The organism is Vulcanisaeta distributa JCM 11216, from assembly GCF_001315985.1.
In the GTDB taxonomy this organism is placed as follows: domain Archaea; phylum Thermoproteota; class Thermoprotei; order Thermoproteales; family Thermocladiaceae; genus Vulcanisaeta; species Vulcanisaeta distributa_E.
Window position 1 is genome coordinate 18,160 of sequence record NZ_BBBI01000004.1, and the last position, 15,588, is coordinate 33,747.

Annotated in this window: 18 protein-coding genes, 1 other RNA gene and 5 pseudogenes; 17 read left to right on the forward strand and 7 right to left on the reverse strand. The window is 45.4% G+C overall.

Going from position 1 to position 15,588, the window contains the following annotated elements; genetic code table 11:
* The first annotated feature begins 15 nt into the window (after positions 1-15).
* Genes JCM11216_RS16270 through JCM11216_RS16280 form a run of 3 tightly spaced genes read left to right on the forward strand, consistent with a single transcriptional unit; the run spans position 16 to position 532 of the window.
* Positions 16-207 carry a hypothetical protein gene (locus JCM11216_RS16270; RefSeq protein WP_243675155.1) on the forward strand — a complete coding sequence of 64 codons (192 nt, stop codon included), beginning with the start codon at positions 16-18 and terminating at the stop codon, positions 205-207.
* Positions 156-395, forward strand: a complete 240-nt coding sequence (locus tag JCM11216_RS16275; protein WP_243675156.1) for a ribosomal protein L13e — start codon at positions 156-158, stop codon at positions 393-395. Before JCM11216_RS16270 ends, JCM11216_RS16275 begins: the two co-directional genes overlap by 52 nt.
* Positions 392-532 carry a hypothetical protein gene (locus tag JCM11216_RS16280; RefSeq protein ID WP_243675157.1) on the forward strand — a complete coding sequence of 47 codons (141 nt, stop codon included), beginning with the start codon at positions 392-394 and terminating at the stop codon, positions 530-532. Before JCM11216_RS16275 ends, JCM11216_RS16280 begins: the two co-directional genes overlap by 4 nt.
* Before the next feature lie 2 nt (positions 533-534).
* Here the strand turns inward: JCM11216_RS16280 and JCM11216_RS04310 are convergent, their stop codons facing one another.
* Complete coding sequence (locus JCM11216_RS04310; protein ID WP_054853411.1) at positions 535-1,230, reverse strand: HAD family hydrolase; 696 nt, start codon at positions 1,228-1,230, stop codon at positions 535-537.
* An 84-nt stretch (positions 1,231-1,314) separates the two neighbouring features.
* Here JCM11216_RS04310 and JCM11216_RS04315 point away from each other — a divergent pair.
* The 3 genes and pseudogenes from JCM11216_RS04315 (at position 1,315) to prs (ending at position 2,689) form a co-directional block, all read left to right on the forward strand.
* Positions 1,315-1,756 (forward strand): annotated as a pseudogene (locus JCM11216_RS04315) (hypothetical protein).
* A gap of 38 nt (positions 1,757-1,794) precedes the next feature.
* Complete coding sequence (locus JCM11216_RS16285) at positions 1,795-2,124, forward strand: ribose-phosphate pyrophosphokinase-like domain-containing protein (protein ID WP_243675158.1); 330 nt, start codon at positions 1,795-1,797, stop codon at positions 2,122-2,124.
* Positions 2,111-2,689: a ribose-phosphate diphosphokinase gene (gene prs, locus JCM11216_RS16290; protein WP_243675159.1), complete on the forward strand. Its 579-nt coding sequence runs from the start codon at positions 2,111-2,113 to the stop codon at positions 2,687-2,689. The genes JCM11216_RS16285 and prs overlap by 14 nt, the downstream gene beginning before the upstream one ends.
* A 93-nt stretch (positions 2,690-2,782) precedes the next feature.
* Here prs and JCM11216_RS16295 read toward each other — a convergent pair whose 3' ends face one another.
* Positions 2,783-2,932 (reverse strand): hypothetical protein, encoded by a 150-nt coding sequence (locus JCM11216_RS16295; RefSeq protein WP_243675160.1) that lies wholly within the window; start codon positions 2,930-2,932, stop codon positions 2,783-2,785.
* A gap of 22 nt (positions 2,933-2,954) precedes the next feature.
* On the opposite strand from JCM11216_RS16295, the gene JCM11216_RS04325 reads away from it, so the two are divergent.
* The 4 genes and pseudogenes from JCM11216_RS04325 to JCM11216_RS04335 all read left to right on the forward strand — a co-directional run bounded on the left by JCM11216_RS04325 (position 2,955) and on the right by JCM11216_RS04335 (position 5,463).
* A complete protein-coding gene (locus tag JCM11216_RS04325; RefSeq protein WP_243675161.1) occupies positions 2,955-4,274 on the forward strand; it encodes a type II secretion system F family protein in 1,320 nt (439 codons plus the stop codon).
* A gap of 32 nt (positions 4,275-4,306) precedes the next feature.
* Entirely contained in the window at positions 4,307-4,480 is a 174-nt protein-coding gene (locus JCM11216_RS16300) for a hypothetical protein (protein WP_243675162.1), read from the forward strand.
* 1 nt (position 4,481) lies between these two features.
* On the forward strand, positions 4,482-4,937 hold the full coding sequence (locus JCM11216_RS04330) for a hypothetical protein (RefSeq protein WP_243675163.1): 456 nt from the start codon (positions 4,482-4,484) through the stop codon (positions 4,935-4,937).
* Positions 4,938-4,961: 24 nt separating this feature from the next.
* Positions 4,962-5,463 (forward strand): annotated as a pseudogene (locus JCM11216_RS04335) (adenosine-specific kinase).
* Here the strand turns inward: JCM11216_RS04335 and JCM11216_RS04340 are convergent.
* On the reverse strand, positions 5,438-5,920 hold the full coding sequence (locus JCM11216_RS04340; protein WP_054853412.1) for a hypothetical protein: 483 nt from the start codon (positions 5,918-5,920) through the stop codon (positions 5,438-5,440). The pseudogene JCM11216_RS04335 and the gene JCM11216_RS04340 overlap by 26 nt on opposite strands.
* A gap of 31 nt (positions 5,921-5,951) precedes the next feature.
* Positions 5,952-6,563: a hypothetical protein gene (locus tag JCM11216_RS04345; protein WP_243675164.1), complete on the reverse strand. Its 612-nt coding sequence runs from the start codon at positions 6,561-6,563 to the stop codon at positions 5,952-5,954.
* Positions 6,564-6,670: 107 nt separating this feature from the next.
* Between JCM11216_RS04345 and ffs the strand changes: the two genes are divergently transcribed.
* An RNA gene (ffs, locus tag JCM11216_RS16305) (signal recognition particle sRNA) lies at positions 6,671-6,978 on the forward strand.
* A gap of 279 nt (positions 6,979-7,257) precedes the next feature.
* Here ffs and JCM11216_RS04350 read toward each other — a convergent pair.
* The 3 genes from JCM11216_RS04350 to JCM11216_RS04360 all read right to left on the reverse strand — a co-directional run bounded on the left by JCM11216_RS04350 (position 7,258) and on the right by JCM11216_RS04360 (position 9,599).
* The gene (locus tag JCM11216_RS04350; protein ID WP_054853414.1) at positions 7,258-8,586 is read right to left on the reverse strand and encodes a type II/IV secretion system ATPase subunit; all 1,329 of its coding nucleotides are present in this window, start codon (positions 8,584-8,586) and stop codon (positions 7,258-7,260) included.
* Between the two features lie 75 nt (positions 8,587-8,661).
* Complete coding sequence (locus JCM11216_RS04355) at positions 8,662-9,117, reverse strand: hypothetical protein (RefSeq protein ID WP_054853415.1); 456 nt, start codon at positions 9,115-9,117, stop codon at positions 8,662-8,664.
* Positions 9,117-9,599, reverse strand: coding sequence for a hypothetical protein (locus JCM11216_RS04360; protein WP_054853416.1), 483 nt, complete (start codon positions 9,597-9,599; stop codon positions 9,117-9,119). The genes JCM11216_RS04355 and JCM11216_RS04360 overlap by 1 nt, the downstream gene beginning before the upstream one ends.
* Positions 9,600-9,718: 119 nt before the next feature.
* Here JCM11216_RS04360 and JCM11216_RS04365 point away from each other — a divergent pair.
* The 6 genes and pseudogenes from JCM11216_RS04365 to JCM11216_RS04390 all read left to right on the forward strand — a co-directional run bounded on the left by JCM11216_RS04365 (position 9,719) and on the right by JCM11216_RS04390 (position 15,588).
* Positions 9,719-10,334, forward strand: a pseudogene (locus JCM11216_RS04365) (30S ribosomal protein S5).
* 49 nt (positions 10,335-10,383) lie between these two features.
* A pseudogene (locus tag JCM11216_RS04370) lies at positions 10,384-10,945 on the forward strand (50S ribosomal protein L30).
* A gap of 119 nt (positions 10,946-11,064) precedes the next feature.
* Complete coding sequence (locus tag JCM11216_RS04375) at positions 11,065-11,535, forward strand: uL15 family ribosomal protein (RefSeq protein WP_054853418.1); 471 nt, start codon at positions 11,065-11,067, stop codon at positions 11,533-11,535.
* Positions 11,536-11,935: 400 nt separating this feature from the next.
* Positions 11,936-13,242 (forward strand): annotated as a pseudogene (secY, locus tag JCM11216_RS04380) (preprotein translocase subunit SecY).
* A gap of 675 nt (positions 13,243-13,917) precedes the next feature.
* A complete protein-coding gene (locus JCM11216_RS04385) occupies positions 13,918-14,502 on the forward strand; it encodes a putative RNA uridine N3 methyltransferase (RefSeq protein WP_054853419.1) in 585 nt (194 codons plus the stop codon).
* Positions 14,503-14,553: 51 nt separating this feature from the next.
* Positions 14,554-15,588, forward strand: a complete 1,035-nt coding sequence (locus JCM11216_RS04390; protein WP_243675165.1) for a 50S ribosomal protein L3 — start codon at positions 14,554-14,556, stop codon at positions 15,586-15,588.

The window sequence follows — 15,588 nt, forward strand, 5'->3', positions numbered from 1 at the left end:
CCGGTAGTACCATGAGTGATATTAATACTTATAAAGGGGGGTAATGAGTACGTAAGCAGGATGTCGCAGGCAACGCAACCACCAGTGTTACCACCGCCGGAACCACTTGTTAAGCGGCCTAGGTTGATTAGTAGTGGTGGTGTTTTAGGTAATGAGTGGAGGTTGGTAGGGGTTACTCAATTGGTGAGGTTAGAGCTGTTGGGTTAACGCCTGGAGAGGCTAGGCTATTGGGCATTAGGATCGACACTAATAGGGACACTGTCTGGGATGTTAACGTGCAGAGACTTAGGGATTGGCTGAATAAGGTCATTAAGGGTGAGGTGCTACCGCCCGAACTGCATTGCCTAAGGCCGTTAAGATTAAGCGTAAGAAGGGTAGGGTATTCAGGGCATTGACGCCTGCTGGTCGTAGGATGAGAGGTTTAGTGAGTGTTGGGTTAAGGGAGACCCATGTTCATAAGTGGAGGAAGAAGGCTAGGGAGAGGGCAGAGAGGAGGAGGCATGAGGTTGTTAGGGCCAAGGGTGGTCATTAAAACTAGGTAAGTTTGCTTATTATCTCTGGTAATTGCGCCAATGAATCTATTTCATAAAATGGCTTAACGGGTAATTGCACGCTCGCTCTCTTCACAAACACGACCTTTAAATCAAGGAATTTCGCGCCAATTACATCCTCAATCAAGCCACTAACGATTAAGGCATCACTTGGTGATACGCCGGCCCTGTTTAGGGCTGCTTGGAAGATCTTAACGGCTGGTTTACCAACCTTTGTTAGGTCTGAGCTGACGACACCCTTAAAGTACCTAAGTAGGTTATTCTTTAGGAGTATTTTCTTTGCTACATCATTGTCCAGGTTTGTGAGTATGTACATGGGTATGTTCATTTGGGATAGTGAGTCTATGGTATTAATAACATCGGGATAGAGCTCTGACGTCTCTACGATCAGTGATGATATTGCATTACCAAAATAATCAAGTTCAGCTGGGCTCAGGCTTAAGGAGTACTTCTTCAATAGTGATATCATGGTCTCCCTGGCCAATTGTCTCAATGACCTATAGACGCCCTTGCTTATCAACATGTTGTACCTATCCTCCCACTCCTTCTTAAACTGATTCGTGAGTTCGTCGAGTGAGACCTTTATGTTTAGTTCATCCTTGATTAACTTAGCACTCTCAGTCTCAAAATGCGTTAGCCTAACCAATGTATTGAGTACTTCAAAAAATAGCGTCTTCATACGGGACCCAAACTTTAGTTGAATATTTAAAGATTAATGTACACGGCACCAAATCCTTAAAACGCCACAAACTATATCATTAACGTGAGGATTGAGGTATGGGTCGAGGTTAGGCCCACGGAGGATGAGGAGAAGGTCGGGAGGGCATTAAGCAATGTGTTTATTTATGATGAGGTAAGGATTGAGGAGAGCGAGGGTAAGAAATACATCGTTGCCCTGGGGAATGGCTTTAAATCATTGATTAAGGTACACAACTTAATTAAGGAGCAGGGCATTGAGGACAGCGCACGCTCAGTATTGATGAGGGGGCATCGATGGTAATAGGGTGGTATTTCACCTACATAAGCAAGCGGCCTATGCGGGGGGGGTCCTTACATTTGTAACTGAGGAGAATGAAAGCCCATTGGGTCCCATAACATTTATTGTTGAAACTAATGACCCAAGGAGACTAATTGATTGGTTAGCGCCGAAAACATCGAGGGGGGGTAAGAGACTCTATGAGGTTCAGCCTCCCGACGACCCATAAAGATAAATTCTAAAAAGGTGTTGGGTAATCCATTAATCGTGGTGAGGTACTTAGTTGCATCATTTCCGTGGTCATCAGACGTGGGTGATGATATAGCGAGGACGTTAGGGCTAACCCACACCACGCTTGAGACTAAGCAATTCCCTGATGGTGAGTCATACGTTAGGTACCCCCCCATTGATGTGTCGACTTACGATGGCTTAATACTCGTCCAAAGGGCTTACCCCCCCGATCAAAACACTAGGCTTATTCAGGTAATGCTCGCAACGCATGCCGCGCGTGACTTAGGGGTCAAGCACATACACATTGTTCTTCCCTACCTACCCTACTCAAGGCAGGACAGGAGATTTAGGGATGGCGAGCCATAAGCTACAAACAATGCTTTCCCTGTTTTCATCCATTGGTGCATCATCAATAATTACCGTGGATGTTCACAAACCCGAGGCTTTCAGGATAGCCAATACACAATGCATTAACATAGAGCCTTTCGAGCTTTATGCGGGTAGGCTCGGGAAAATGAATAACGTGGTACTACTGAGCCCAGACTTCGGTTCACTATGGAGGGTTAGGAAGGTCAGTGAGTATTTGGGGGGGGCTTCGTTTAGTTACCTTGAGAAGTTCCGCGATAGAGTCACGGGTGAGGTCGCCATGAAGCCCAAGGAACTTGATGTAGCTGGTAAGGAGGTTTTCATAATAGATGATATAATAGCGACTGGGGGCACGATAATAGAGGCCACGAAAATATTGAGGTCCTTAGGTGCTGTAAAGGTTCATGCGGTTGCAACGCATTGCCTATTACTGAACATGGCAGACTCAAGAATGTTTGAGGCTGGGGTCTCCTCAATAACCTGCTCAAACACAATACTAACTAGGTACTCAGAGATTAATGTGAATAACCTAATAGTTAATGTGATTAGGGGATTATTAAAGTAGTGGTTTATTAATCGTATTGAGAAATACTGTATGTGAGGACGCTGGGGGGGCAGGTATTGAGAGATTACTTGAGTAAGAAGGCGCTTGTGGTGGTTACTCATGGAATGTTGATAAGGCATCATCATTAATCGAGATACTGACATACTCATTAATACCAATACCACTCATTACGTACTTACTCACTAAATCACTATTTTTATCATTAATTCTAATGCCAATACCGTTATTACCTACCTTACTCACATTAACCTGGGCAATTTACTCGGTGGATACGGTTAAGGAGAATATTGAGTGGGAATTACCATTCTTCGTGGTTTTACTCGACATAATTCACGATGTTGGTGGAGACATAACACACGCATTTGAGATAAGTGCCAGGGTTGGGCTTCGGTGGATTGGTAGGGAGTGGTCGTTAATTAAGAGGTATTCGCTGACCACGAACTCGTTAACGAGAGCCATGCAATTAAGGGCTAGGCTACATCCGAGCATTGAGTTTCAGAGATTTATAAATGGTTACGTATCCGTGTGGGGGGGCTATAGCGGTGATGTGGGTAATTACGTGAGGAGTATTGAGAACACGTACCTTTCAATGCTAGGTAATAAATTATCCTCACTATCTAGGCAAATAATTGATGTGGTTGTGGCAATAGTATCATCGCTAGTTATACTAATACTCTTTGTGATAATCACGACGATACTCGGCATGAGCTATGCAATACTATACATAATGCCGGCTGTGGCGCTATTATTACCAGCCTTTATAATAAGAGTTCACCAATCAATACCGTACATAATACGCATCAATATCATGCACGATAAAAACACGTACATGGTATTGATCACCTCTACCATGGTTGCTATCCTCCTCATAATTTACCTTGGGGGGGTTAAGGGTGTGATCTCGTTAGTATTACCACCACTTTTGCTATCCGTATTGGTGTCTCGTAAGATAAATGACATAAGGAACTCAATAATGGCACTACCCGACCTAACACGTGACATAGCAGAGATTGTTAAGGCAGGCGTAAGCATAGGTGCGGCCTTTGAGAGGGTTATTGATAATCCATACCCACGCCCATTAATTACATACCTACAAAGAATTAACCAACCTGGTAGTGCCGCTGAGGTTCGTGGTCCATGGTTAATAAAATTCGCAATTAGCATTCTGAGGGAGATATCAAGCCTTGGTTCTCCATCGAAGGCCCTCGATAGGCTTGTCGAGGTATTCCTCGAGTTGAAGACGATAATCACAGGCATTGGTTATGGCGCAAGATCATTACAGATACTTAATTACTCACTACCATTTATATTTGCCGGGATAACATACATAAGTAGGTTTGTGGTCTCAACAATAAGTTCAATAATTAGTAATGCGCCTTATTCATTAGTTGGTTTATCAATGCCCAGCATCAATGCGGTGCTAATGCCTCTACTACTCACGGCATACATAATAAGCCTATCCGTATCACTACTGGCATCACTACTTAGCAACCTAACCATAAACCCAACAATTAAGTATGCATTACCAATACCACTAACCCTGGCCCTAATGTTCATGGCCGTGGAAATACCCGTGTTGGCGTAAGACTTTAAAAGAACTGGGAATCAAGCGTAGTTGTGTACGTACCAAGGACCCTAGTAATTGGCAGGTGCTGGAGGTGCGGTAAGAAGTTATTTAAGTATGATGATTACTACGTATGCCCAAAGTGCCACGCTATATACTGCCCAACCTGCGCCAAGAAGACCTTCTATAAGTGCCCAGCGGACGGAACACCACTAGAGGCTAAGTGACATGGCCGTATTAACAGGCCTAATGTCCTTCACAAAGGGACACGACATCAGGGCACTAAGCATTACCGGGCCTAGCGGTTTATTCGTATCCCAGGCAATAAATGGCGTATTACTTTCCGCGATCATCAGTGAGCATGACTACGTAAGGCTTGACGACGATAAATTCACGAAATTGCTTTTCGCATTCTCACCTATCATTAGTAAGGTAATCAAGTTAACAAACACAAATTACTACACATTCCTTGGTAGGTATACGTACAATGGCGAGAGGTTCGTTTATGAGCCGTATGTTGACCTTATGAAGACCATTACAATAAGTATTACGAGGAAAAACGTGAGGATAGTGTATGGCGAGAATAAGGTACGTTTAAAGAGGACTAGGAAGGGCTACACACCAAGTAGTATGCTTGAGACGCTTGGTTACATAGTGAAGAGGTTACATGGCGGTAATGCTTAAAGTATTCCATAGTGATTAATCGTAATGTCCCAGGGCATCAAGTTCGAGGTAATAGACGTACCAATACCCGAGGGTACAAACGTAATAATAGGCCACAGCCACTTCATAAAGACTCTTGAGGACATTTACGAAGCACTCGTAAACACGGTACCAAACATAAAGTTTGGCCTGGCCTTCTGCGAGGCGTCTGGCAAGAGGTTAGTTAGGCATGAGGGCACCGATGAGGAGTTAAGGAAATTAGCCATAGACCTTTGCAGAAAAATAGCTGCTGGTCACACTTTTGTGATTTATCTAAGGAATGCGTGGCCAATAAATGTGCTTAATGCCATTAAGCACGTGGTTGAGGTGGTGAATATATACGCAGCTACTGCGAATCCCCTCTCCGTTATCGTGGCCGAGATAGCCCCCTGAGAGGAGGGGGGGCGTGGTTGGTGTTGTTGATGGCCACTCGCCACTTGGTGTTGAGGGTGACGCCGACATTAAGGAACGTAGGGAGTTGGTTAGGAGGTTTGGCTATAAGCTTTAGGGCATTTGGACTTCGCAATATTAATTACTGAGACCAACTTCTCCCTAAAACCCTCCAACTCTCTCATTAATTCATTAATTGCCTGCTCAACCAAGGCACTTGGGGCTGCGTCTGAGGGTAGGGACTTGGCAATGTTGTCTAGGAATTCCCTGATGTCGGGTGGTAGCACTGGGTAAGCGCTTATTAATTGTCTGGCGATTGTGTCATACCCCCCCTGGATCCTCATTAATTCCCTAATGAAGTACCTTATCCTACTCTCCGTGTTGTAGTAATCATCCAGCAGGTTCACTAGGAAGTCTATGTCAAGGTTTACGGAGCACTCCCTGTAATTTAAGTCTATGAACCTCAATAGCGTAACTATGTACTTGATGCCACGTTCACCGACCGCGTGCCTAAACCAACCCTTACTGATTAGTTGAGCCACGTAATCCCTAGCCTCAATAACCTCATCAACCACGCCAGTACTTGGTTAATACCCAGTTAAATTCTTATCCATGACTAAGCAACTCGGAAAGAGCCATGTGCGTACTCTGCGTAAGTGCATAGTCAAGGAAGTCCCTAATACCGTCAGGATAGCCCTCACTCCTTACGCCCTGGCACATGCCGATAATTAACATAATAATTACCGTGGTAAGTAATATGGATATTACGTTGCCAAGAAGACCAAAGGCAACATTGTTCCTATTCTCGAAGTCATCAATATAGGTCTTAACATCGTTATAAACGGCTGCGTAAACGCTATGATCAACCCTAACGGGCTTCAGGAAACTGGGCCTAGTCTTCCTCTCCTCATGGCCATAAATTAACTTAATTGTGTAGGTCTCGGAGACAATACCAGCGGCGTCAATGGCATCATCACCATCACCCTGAGAGGCAAAGAGAACCTCAAAGACATCCTTCATGAAGTCGGCATTGAATATCCTCGATAGGGAAATAACTAGGGAAAGCCTGGAACCCTTACCTTCTCTCATGAGCGAGGTCATGCCATAAATAACGAAGGACGCAACAGCGTAACTAATCCTAATAACCTCCTTAATAATTTCACCATCAGCATCACCAACCAATGACCTAATGAACTCATCAACAACGGAACTACCCATCAGGCAGATTATCGAGAACAGAAAAATAAACCTACCGCCCATATTCAATGAAAAAATTTATTTTTCCATAAGCAAAAACCTAAACAGGGACCGGGCCTGGAGGGTCTACCCAACCCTCCCCCCCTGGGCAAAACCCAGGCCGATGGGTTCGGAGGCCGAAACCCATGTAATGCCTTACGTGACAAACCAGGGACCACCGGTACCTCAATGATAACCGGTCCCCCCCTGGGGCGTCCACGCCGTAGCCGGTCAACCGTAGGGTTGGCCGGTTACGGATCCCGACGAACCGGGTTAGGCCCGGGAGGGAGCGGCCCTAAGTCGGGGGGGTGGGCGCGTTCAGGGGGGTTACCGGTTGGAGAACGGGCCGGTGAAATCCCTGGTTTGTCACGTAAGGCATTACATGGGGGGGTTGGGTCCCGTCTTTATTTAATTCGTGTTCTTAATTATCATTGTTTCGCACGCATTTTGTTCATATATTATCGCCATTACCGTCTACATTTAACTGGAATGCATGCTTACTAATAATGTGTATACTTTAGTCTCAGTGTTGTTCGGGTTTAATGAGGGCCTGTGGTTAGGATTAACTATTCTGCATGAGATGGCTTGTTTCCTTGTTGGTAATTCATGTTCCTGGGGTTAGTTATACGCAGTGGTGATTGACGTATTTGTGAATTATTGAATAATTGGTTTGTACTTAATTATTTATTGTGGTTATTTCCTCAATTTCATATTCATAACTTGCATTACTGTTCTTAAGCATGCTTTCCCTCCTTATCAATTCTTTGTTGATGTCTATTCCATAGGCCTTCTCCAGTATTCTTAATCTAATACTCTTCTTTATGTCGACATCGCCAGAATTCGTCAGTATGCTCTGGAACTCTATTGAGCCATTGTTAATTATAGGCTCCACAATATTACTAACTATTCTCTTGCCATTTCTTATTGTTGTGAAGACGACACTTGATAATAGTTGTAGGTTGCCAATATTTACGTTCAAAGGTGGGTTAGTTAATCTTATCAGTAGTTCTTCGGGTGTTGATGCGTGGAATGTGGTTAACATGCCGTGACCAAGGGCCGATGCTTGGAAAAGTGCGTGAACTTCTTCACCTCTGACTTCACCAACAATTATGTAATCTGGTCGGTATCTCACTGCTAACTTAACTAAGTCGAACATGTTTATTCTTGATCGCTCATCCTCGTTTTCCCTAGTAAACATTCTAACCCAGTGCGGGTGCGGTAGGCGTATTTCCGGCGTGTCCTCTATCGTTACAATCTTCGAGTAAATAGGTAGCTTACTGGCTATTGCACTCAGTAGTGTTGTTTTTCCGCTGCTCATTGGGCCACTAATCATTATGAAGCCCTTAAGTTCAGTGATTAACCATAGGTAAGCAGCCGCGCTGGGCTTGAGTGTACCCTTTAGTATCAGTTCCTCAAGGGTTAGGGATTGCGGTGGGAATTTCCTTATACTGAAGGTTGGTCCTATGGTTATCTCACCAATTGTTCCAGTAAATCTATGGCCCTCAGGGAGTATGGTCTCTAAGTACGGCTTTAATAATGAGACGGATCTAGGCAACCCCCTCTTGCTAATGCTCATTATGAAGTCCCTGGCCTCAACTTCAGAGTTAAACCTGATATTCGTCACAAGCCTAATTCCTGGTAAATCCCTATGTACCACAGTTATTGGGTATGACCAATTATTAAGTTCGACTTCCTCAATGTTAGGGTCGAAAAGGGGCACCGTTATTGGTCCATACCCCCCCCTCAAATCCCTCAATAGATAGTAGATTATCGGCTCCATCAATTGTTTACTACCTAAGTTCCTTAATGTCTCGTTCATGGCATCGAATATCGTTAGACTTCGCTGTCTCATGGCGTCAATGACCTTGCCCTTCAAATCTACGCACTGCGTATCGCATTTAGGCTCCTTAACTATGTAGTAGTATGTGTCTTCCCTGGTGACTATGGAGACGGGTATTCTAAATGTAAATCCATCTATATCGACATTAACCACGTAATTACTCATCAACTATTGATTCCCAAATAAAGATATAAGCCACTAACGTAATTTTAATGGAGATTTAATGAGATAGTTAGGACTTCACTGGGAAATCGCTATGCTCTCTGCAGCAACTGTTTGCCCGTTTCCCGTTTGCCCCCCCTCAATGACAACTATGTACTTATTGCCCGTTATGAACTGTGTCGATGATGTACCAACAATGCTTGTCGACTGACCTGGATTCAATGATGTATTTAATGGCTGCGACACTATGGGTGTCTGTGAATCCTGTGGGTATATGTTTATTGAGGTTAAAGTTATTGGTGTTGTACCTATGTTTTCCACGGTTATTGAGTATACATTACCTGCCAGTTGTGGGTTGACTATGCTTATTTGCGCCTGTGTTGTTAGTACCGAGGTTCTTGATTGGAAGTAATTATACAGCATTATCGCGGCCACTATTACGAAGACTATCATGAGTATCGTATATATCGGCCCACTTAAGTCCCCCCCTCTTTTTTGTCTGTTTATTTTTCTTGTATTACTTCCGTAATACATCAGTAGGTTAGTCTCAAGTTGATATTTAAGTCACTAATGGTTAAAAGTTCATGAAATGATGTACTGCGTAGTGTTTGTTTCGTATACCATGCATATTGTGGTATTTGCAATGCAGAATAAGGCACTAACCTGCATTGCTGGTAGGGTATCTGTCTATTAATTATTATGTAGTTTTCTGGGGGGGCCAGGTATGTATTATTCATTTTTACTTCTATGGTGTTGCCCTGACAGTTCATGTATACGTCCCTCAGGTTTATTGATGTATGCCCATTGTTATAAATCACCAGGTATAACTGGTTGATCGACCCGTTGGTTACGATCACGGCATCCGGTATGTAAACGCTTGTGCCTGCCATTTGATTTATGGAATTCATTAATGATAAGGCCAACCCCATGTGGCCGAGTACGATGAATAAGGCGTAGCCTAGGTATATCGAGCCAATCAGTAGCATTGCCTCGGCTATTAACCTATCCAGCGCCATCCTAGTTATTAATACTCAACCCGCTTAATAAGGGGGGGCTACAGTAATTATTCCTCGTTATTCGTCTATTACTTGCGTGGTGTAAATCTTTTTTAAATGGTTTAGTTACGCCTTGACCGATGAGTACTGAGTCTGTTGCTGAGGCTTGGCAGCCTAGGACGTGGTTGGTAGGTTGGTTAAGGAGGGTAAGGTTAAGTCTATTGACGATTTATTTAGGCTTAATCTACCCATTAAGGAGCCTGAGATCATCGACTTCTTCCTACCCAATCTTAAGCATGAGGTTGTTAGTATAAACATTGTGCAGAGGCAGACTGACGCTGGTGAGGTTAGTCAGTTCCAGGTGGCTGTGGTCATCGGCAATGAGGATGGTTATGTGGGTGTTGGCATGGGTAAGGGTAGGCAGGTTAATCAGGCCATTGAGAAGGCTATCAGGGAGGCTAAGTTGAACATAATACCCGTTAGGAGGGGGGGTTGTGGTTCATGGCACTGCTCATGTGATGAGCCGCATAGTGTTCCGTTTAAGGTTGTTGGCAAGAGCGGTAGTGTTAGGGTCATACTCATACCAGCGCCTAAGGGTGTTGGGCTTGTGGCTGCCGACGCCGCTAAGGTGGTTCTCAGGCTTGCGGGTGTTAAGGATGTTTGGTCATACACATGGGGGGCGAGACGAGGACGACGCATAACCTGGTTAAGGCCACGTATGACGCGTTAAGGAAGACGTACGCCTTCTCCATCTAGTCCCGTGAGGCTAAAGCTTAATAAATCATTGGTTTATTGGGCACTGACTATGCAGGTTCAGGAGGGTGCACAGGCCGTTGAGGAGGTACCTTACACGCGGATTGCCGTAATTAGGCTTAAGGGTTTGGCGGATACATCACCCGATGTTGAGAGAGCGCTGGATCTCCTTAGGTTGAGGAGGAGGTATACATGCATCGTCATTGATGAGAGGCCATCGTACATGGGAATGCTTAATGTCGTTAAGGACTGGGTCACCTGGGGCGAGATAGATGCTGATACCCTGGCCGAATTATTAAGGAGGAGGGGGGGTAGGCTCGTTGCTATAAGCCATTAACTGACGATTGGGTTAAGAGGTATGGTTGGTCAAGTATTGAGGAGTTTGCGTTGGCATACGTAATGGGTGAGGTTAATCAACTTGCCTGTCCTGAGAATAAGCCGTGGCCGAGGTCAGGCAATAAGGTGCTCTGCATACCCGGCCTAAAGCCCTTCTTTAGGCTCCATCCCCCCCCATCAGGCGGCCTTAGGAGCATTAAGAGGGGGGGTTTAATGAAGGTGGAGACTTGGGCTATAGGGGCATTGCCATTAATGAGTTAATACTTAAGATGCTATAAGCAACAAGAAAAATAATAGTAATGATGCATCACCTCAGGTTTGCATGAATTCTCCATCCTTTGGTTCATGGAGGGAAGGTCATAAAATTTATTAAGGGTTTCAATAGTCAGTCGTAGTCATGGTTAGGAGATTTGAGAGGAAGGTTAGGAAATATAGGGGGGGTTCAAGGACGCATGGCTGGGGGGGTAGGGTTGGCCAGCATAGGAAGAGTGGTTCCAGTGGTGGTAGGGGGGGTAGGTCAGGGCTTCATAAGCATAAGTGGTCATTGGTGTTGAAGTATGCGGAGGACTCCAGTGGTTACCCATTCTTTGGCAAGCATGGTTTTAAGCAGCCCGAGACGATAGTCGCGGCCAAGCTTTGCATTAATGTTGGTGAGCTTGACTCAATGCTTGATGAGTTGGTCAGTAGGGGGGGGTTGGTGCAGGTGGTTGATGGTAAGTACGTCGTTGACTTACTGAGGATTGGTTTTAATAAGTTGCTTGGTAGGGGGGGTAGGGTTAGTAAGCCCATGATTGTTAGGGCGGCTTGGGTTTCTAGGAAGGCTGAGGAGAAGATAAGGTCTGCTGGGGGGTTCCGTGGAGTTGATTAGGGGGTATTGTACATTCATAGTTAGGGTTGTAGGTAAAAACAACAATTTAATTATGGATTGTTGATGGTATTGGGAATTTGGATTATGATGAATATGGTATGGGATGGTTAATGCAAAAGAGTTTTTCGATGGATCTTAATGCCATGTTTACTAGGTTATTGGTATGATTAATGATGAAAAGTACCAAAGCGAGGAAAATCCTAAAGCTTAAAAACCTCCTCAAACGATGGAACTCTAACGAGGCAGGGGATGATGAATGGCTAGCACCGGTGGGCGTAGGTTTATCGATATTATGGAACCAATACTACGCTTAATGCCAACCGTGCCTAAGCCCAGGGAGGCCCTGGGAATGGGTTCAAGGTTGTTCTGGACATTCTTGGCAGTGACTGTTTATCTGTTGATGTCAATAACCCCGCTCTATGGTCTTAGCCCCACAACGCCGTCATTCTTCCTATCGCCAGCCATAGCATCCATACTTGGCATAACCTTTGGAACACTGGCTCAGTTGGGTATAACGCCGATAGTCGTGGCCGGCATAATACTCGAGATCCTCGTTTTCTCGGACATGATTAATGTAGACCTTGAAGACCCAGAGGATCAGGCGAAGTTTAATGCATTACTTAAGCTGCTGGCGATTGTATTTGGTCTCCTTGAGGCAATAGCCTAGTGACCAGTGGGCAGTTAATCCCCCCCGTTAATGCCCTTGGCGGTGCCTTAATAGTCATTCAATTGTTGGTTGCTACGGTAATAATAATCCTGATGGATGACATGATATCCAAGGGATGGGGGGGACTGGGTAGTGGCATATCGCTGTTTATACTGGTGACTATTGTTAAGCAAATGTTCGCAATGGCCTTCTCACCATTTACCCTACCAGGTACTGTAATGCCCTACGGCGCAATCCCCGCGTTGGCCGCGGCGATATACTACGCAATGGGCGGTAAGTTAACCTACCTAATGAGTATACTTTACCAAGTCAATTTACCGAGCCTAACGGGCCTAATAGCCACAGTAACCCTGGCCCTCATAGTACTTTACCTGGAGCTCATGGAAGTATCGATACCGGTAGCCCTCGTGCAGTACAGGGGCTATAGGTACTCTGTGCCCCCCCTGAAGCTCATGTACGTGTCAGTACTACCAATAATATTCACGGCATACACCGTGTACCTAATAGGTGAAGGCCTAACACTACTTTGGAGCGCGTACAATAAGGCCAACGCCAACCCATTCCTTAATTGGTTAGCCTGCGCCCATATGACAAACCTCGGCTTAATACCATGCCCCAACTCACTGCTTTACTACTTCACGGTGGTGCCTAGAAACATCGATGCGGCATACATAGCAGTGCATATAGTGATGTATGCGGTACTATCCGTAGTATTCGCCATTGTTTGGGTTAACTTAGCCGGCCTAAGCGCTGAGGATCAGGCTAAGTACATAGTACAGGGTGGCATGCAAATACCTGGCTTTAGGCCGAGCCCAAGGGTCATCGCTAGGTTCCTTGATAGGTACATCAGGATGCTAACAATAATTAGTGGTTTAATCGTCGGTGTTATAGCGGCCCTCGGCGATATTGCCGGTGTCTTTGGCGGTGGTATTGGCTTGATACTGGTTGTGGAGATCGTGATACAGTACTACTCATTGGCATTGCAGGAGCAGTTATTCGAGATCTACCCAGGGCTTAAGAGACTCCTTGGTAAGGAATGATGCCTTTCCCAACCTTTAAGTTTTAGAATTTTCTAAACCTAGTACCTACGGCTTTGAGTTGCATCAATAAGCCCATGGATTATCTCCTGTCGAGAAATGCCGGTGCTGTGTAAGTTACCATCGCCTTGGTTAATACCGTATTTTGATAGTCAATTAACGCCCATCAATGCTTACTCTACGAGATTCTAAACGTGAAAAAACTTATAAATTGAGGCCACATCTGTAGTTTTCGTGGGCGGTAGACAGAGGACGAGCTTGTTCATGACAAGTGAGGAGGAGGAGAGGAGGCTAGGTAAGGCATTAACTGAGACTGGTGGGTCGACACAGCAACAGCAAGGTAAGCAGGCTAAGGGAGGAAAGAAGTAATTAATTCCAAGGTTAGGTTTAGTGGGTTTTTAATGAGGGTTTCTAGATTAAAACCAATCATTGACATTGCAATACCCAGTGACTTTCTTGCGGAGGTGCCTGATGATAGGGAGGCCATTAGGAAGATTGGTTACCTAGCAGGGGGGGCGCGGCCATATTCCAGGTGAGTAAGATCATTATTTATAGGCATAAATTAGCTGGTGAGAGGGACAGGGCTAACTTCATATTAAAGAGTCTCCAGTACCTGGCAACGCACCATACCTAAGAAAGGACCTATTCAAGCTAGATAGGGATCTCAGGTATGCTGGATTGCTGCCGCCGCTAAAGACGCCTAATCACGCGCCTGAGGGTAAGCCAGGAAAGGGTGAGTATAGGGAAGGCGTTGTTGTTAGGTGGGATGGCTATTTCTCAATAATTAAGATTGGTGATGGGGGTCTATGCCAAGGTACCCAAGCCAATGCCGCTGGTACCAGGGTCGTGGTCCAGGTTGATGCGCCAACTACTAGGATGATACATATAGGGCGCATGTTATCCCGAGGGAACGTCTGGGCATTTACTGGGGGCTTTGAGTCGGAGGTTATGGATGTTAGTAAGTTATTTAGTAATTACGACTATGCAATCCTAACGGGCAAGGAGGGCATTAGTATTAAAGACGCAATGGAGCACATAAGGAATGCCCTGGGCAGGGACAGGGTTCTCGTGGTATTTGGTTCTCCGTATCATGGTGTTGACGAGATCCTAAGGGCTGAGGGTATGGAGGATACATTGAGGAGGTATCCATTCATTAATTTCATACCCGGTCAGGGTGTTGAGACTGTGAGGACTGAGGAGGCCGTGATAGCGGTACTATCAATACTAAACCTGGTTAGGAACCTGCATGGTTCGTTGCTTTAGTCCAGGGAACTAATAATTTTTAAATAGGGTTGTGACTACGTAGGCTGAACTATGGGTTTAAAGATTCATAGGCCTAAGCGCGGATCCATGGCTTACTACCCAAGGAAGCGCGCCGAGTCATTAGTGGCGAAGTTCAATGTATGGCCTGACCCACACCCAGGGAAGCCCCTTCTGCTTGGTTTCGCGGCCTATAAGGCCGCATGGCCCATGCCGTGGTCATTGATGATAGGCCCACAAGCCCGTTCTACAGCAAGGAGGTTATTAAGCCAGTCACAATACTTGATGCCCCCGCCGATTAAGGTAATAGCCTTCAGGGCATACACGTACGATCCCTGGAAAAACCTGAAGTTGAGCTTGGGTGAGGTCTGGATGCCTGATGTTCCCAAGGACATCGCCAGAAAAATACCAACACTACCTGAGAAGTTCAATAAGGAGGAAATGATGAAGAGGATACTCGATAACGTGGACGTGATAACGGAGGTCAGGGCAATCGTGGCCACACAACCAAGGCTTAGCGGCATTGGTAAGAAAACACCCGAGATACTGGAAATACCAATAGGCGGTGTTGATGATGTTAACCAATTAATTAAGTTTGCCGATTCCATACTTGGCAAGGACATAGGCATTAATGACGTATTTAGTGAGGGTCAGTACGTAGATGTTGCAGCAATAACTAAGGGTAAGGGCTGGCAAGGCGTTGTTAAGAGGTTTAACGTCAAGATACTGCCCAAGTGGCATAAGCATAGGAAGGGCTATAGGAGGATTGGAGCCATTGGTCCGCAAAATCCAGCCCTAACATTCACAACACCAAGACCTGGACAGATGGGCCTGCATAAGAGGACCGAGTATAATAAGAGAATACTCAGGATAGGCATGAACGGTGCTGAGATAACCCCCCCAAGCTCGGGCTTCCCGCATTATGGTATTATTAAGGGGGGGCCGTACATCGTCCTCGAGGGCACGGTGCCCGGCGTTGTCAAGAGACTTGTGACGCTTAGGTTCCCCGTGAGACCTAGGCCACAGACCTACCCAACCGGTAAGGTTCAAATAGTCTGGTTATCAACACAGCCATTGCAGGGTGCATGA

What these genes read in the sequence shown, in the direction of transcription:
- JCM11216_RS04310 (WP_054853411.1), bottom strand. Translation starts at nt 1,230, where the DNA reads ATGAAGACGCTATTTTTTGAAGTACTCAATACATTGGTTAGGCTAACG.
- prs (WP_243675159.1), top strand. Translation starts at nt 2,111, where the DNA reads ATGGCGAGCCATAAGCTACAAACAATGCTTTCCCTGTTTTCATCCATT.
- JCM11216_RS04330 (WP_243675163.1), top strand. Translation starts at nt 4,482, where the DNA reads ATGGCCGTATTAACAGGCCTAATGTCCTTCACAAAGGGACACGACATC.
- JCM11216_RS04345 (WP_243675164.1), bottom strand. Translation starts at nt 6,563, where the DNA reads ATGGGTAGTTCCGTTGTTGATGAGTTCATTAGGTCATTGGTTGGTGAT.
- JCM11216_RS04350 (WP_054853414.1), bottom strand. Translation starts at nt 8,586, where the DNA reads ATGAGTAATTACGTGGTTAATGTCGATATAGATGGATTTACATTTAGA.
- JCM11216_RS04355 (WP_054853415.1), bottom strand. Translation starts at nt 9,117, where the DNA reads ATGTATTACGGAAGTAATACAAGAAAAATAAACAGACAAAAAAGAGGG.
- JCM11216_RS04360 (WP_054853416.1), bottom strand. Translation starts at nt 9,599, where the DNA reads ATGGCGCTGGATAGGTTAATAGCCGAGGCAATGCTACTGATTGGCTCG.
- JCM11216_RS04375 (WP_054853418.1), top strand. Translation starts at nt 11,065, where the DNA reads ATGGTTAGGAGATTTGAGAGGAAGGTTAGGAAATATAGGGGGGGTTCA.
- JCM11216_RS04390 (WP_243675165.1), top strand. Translation starts at nt 14,554, where the DNA reads ATGGGTTTAAAGATTCATAGGCCTAAGCGCGGATCCATGGCTTACTAC.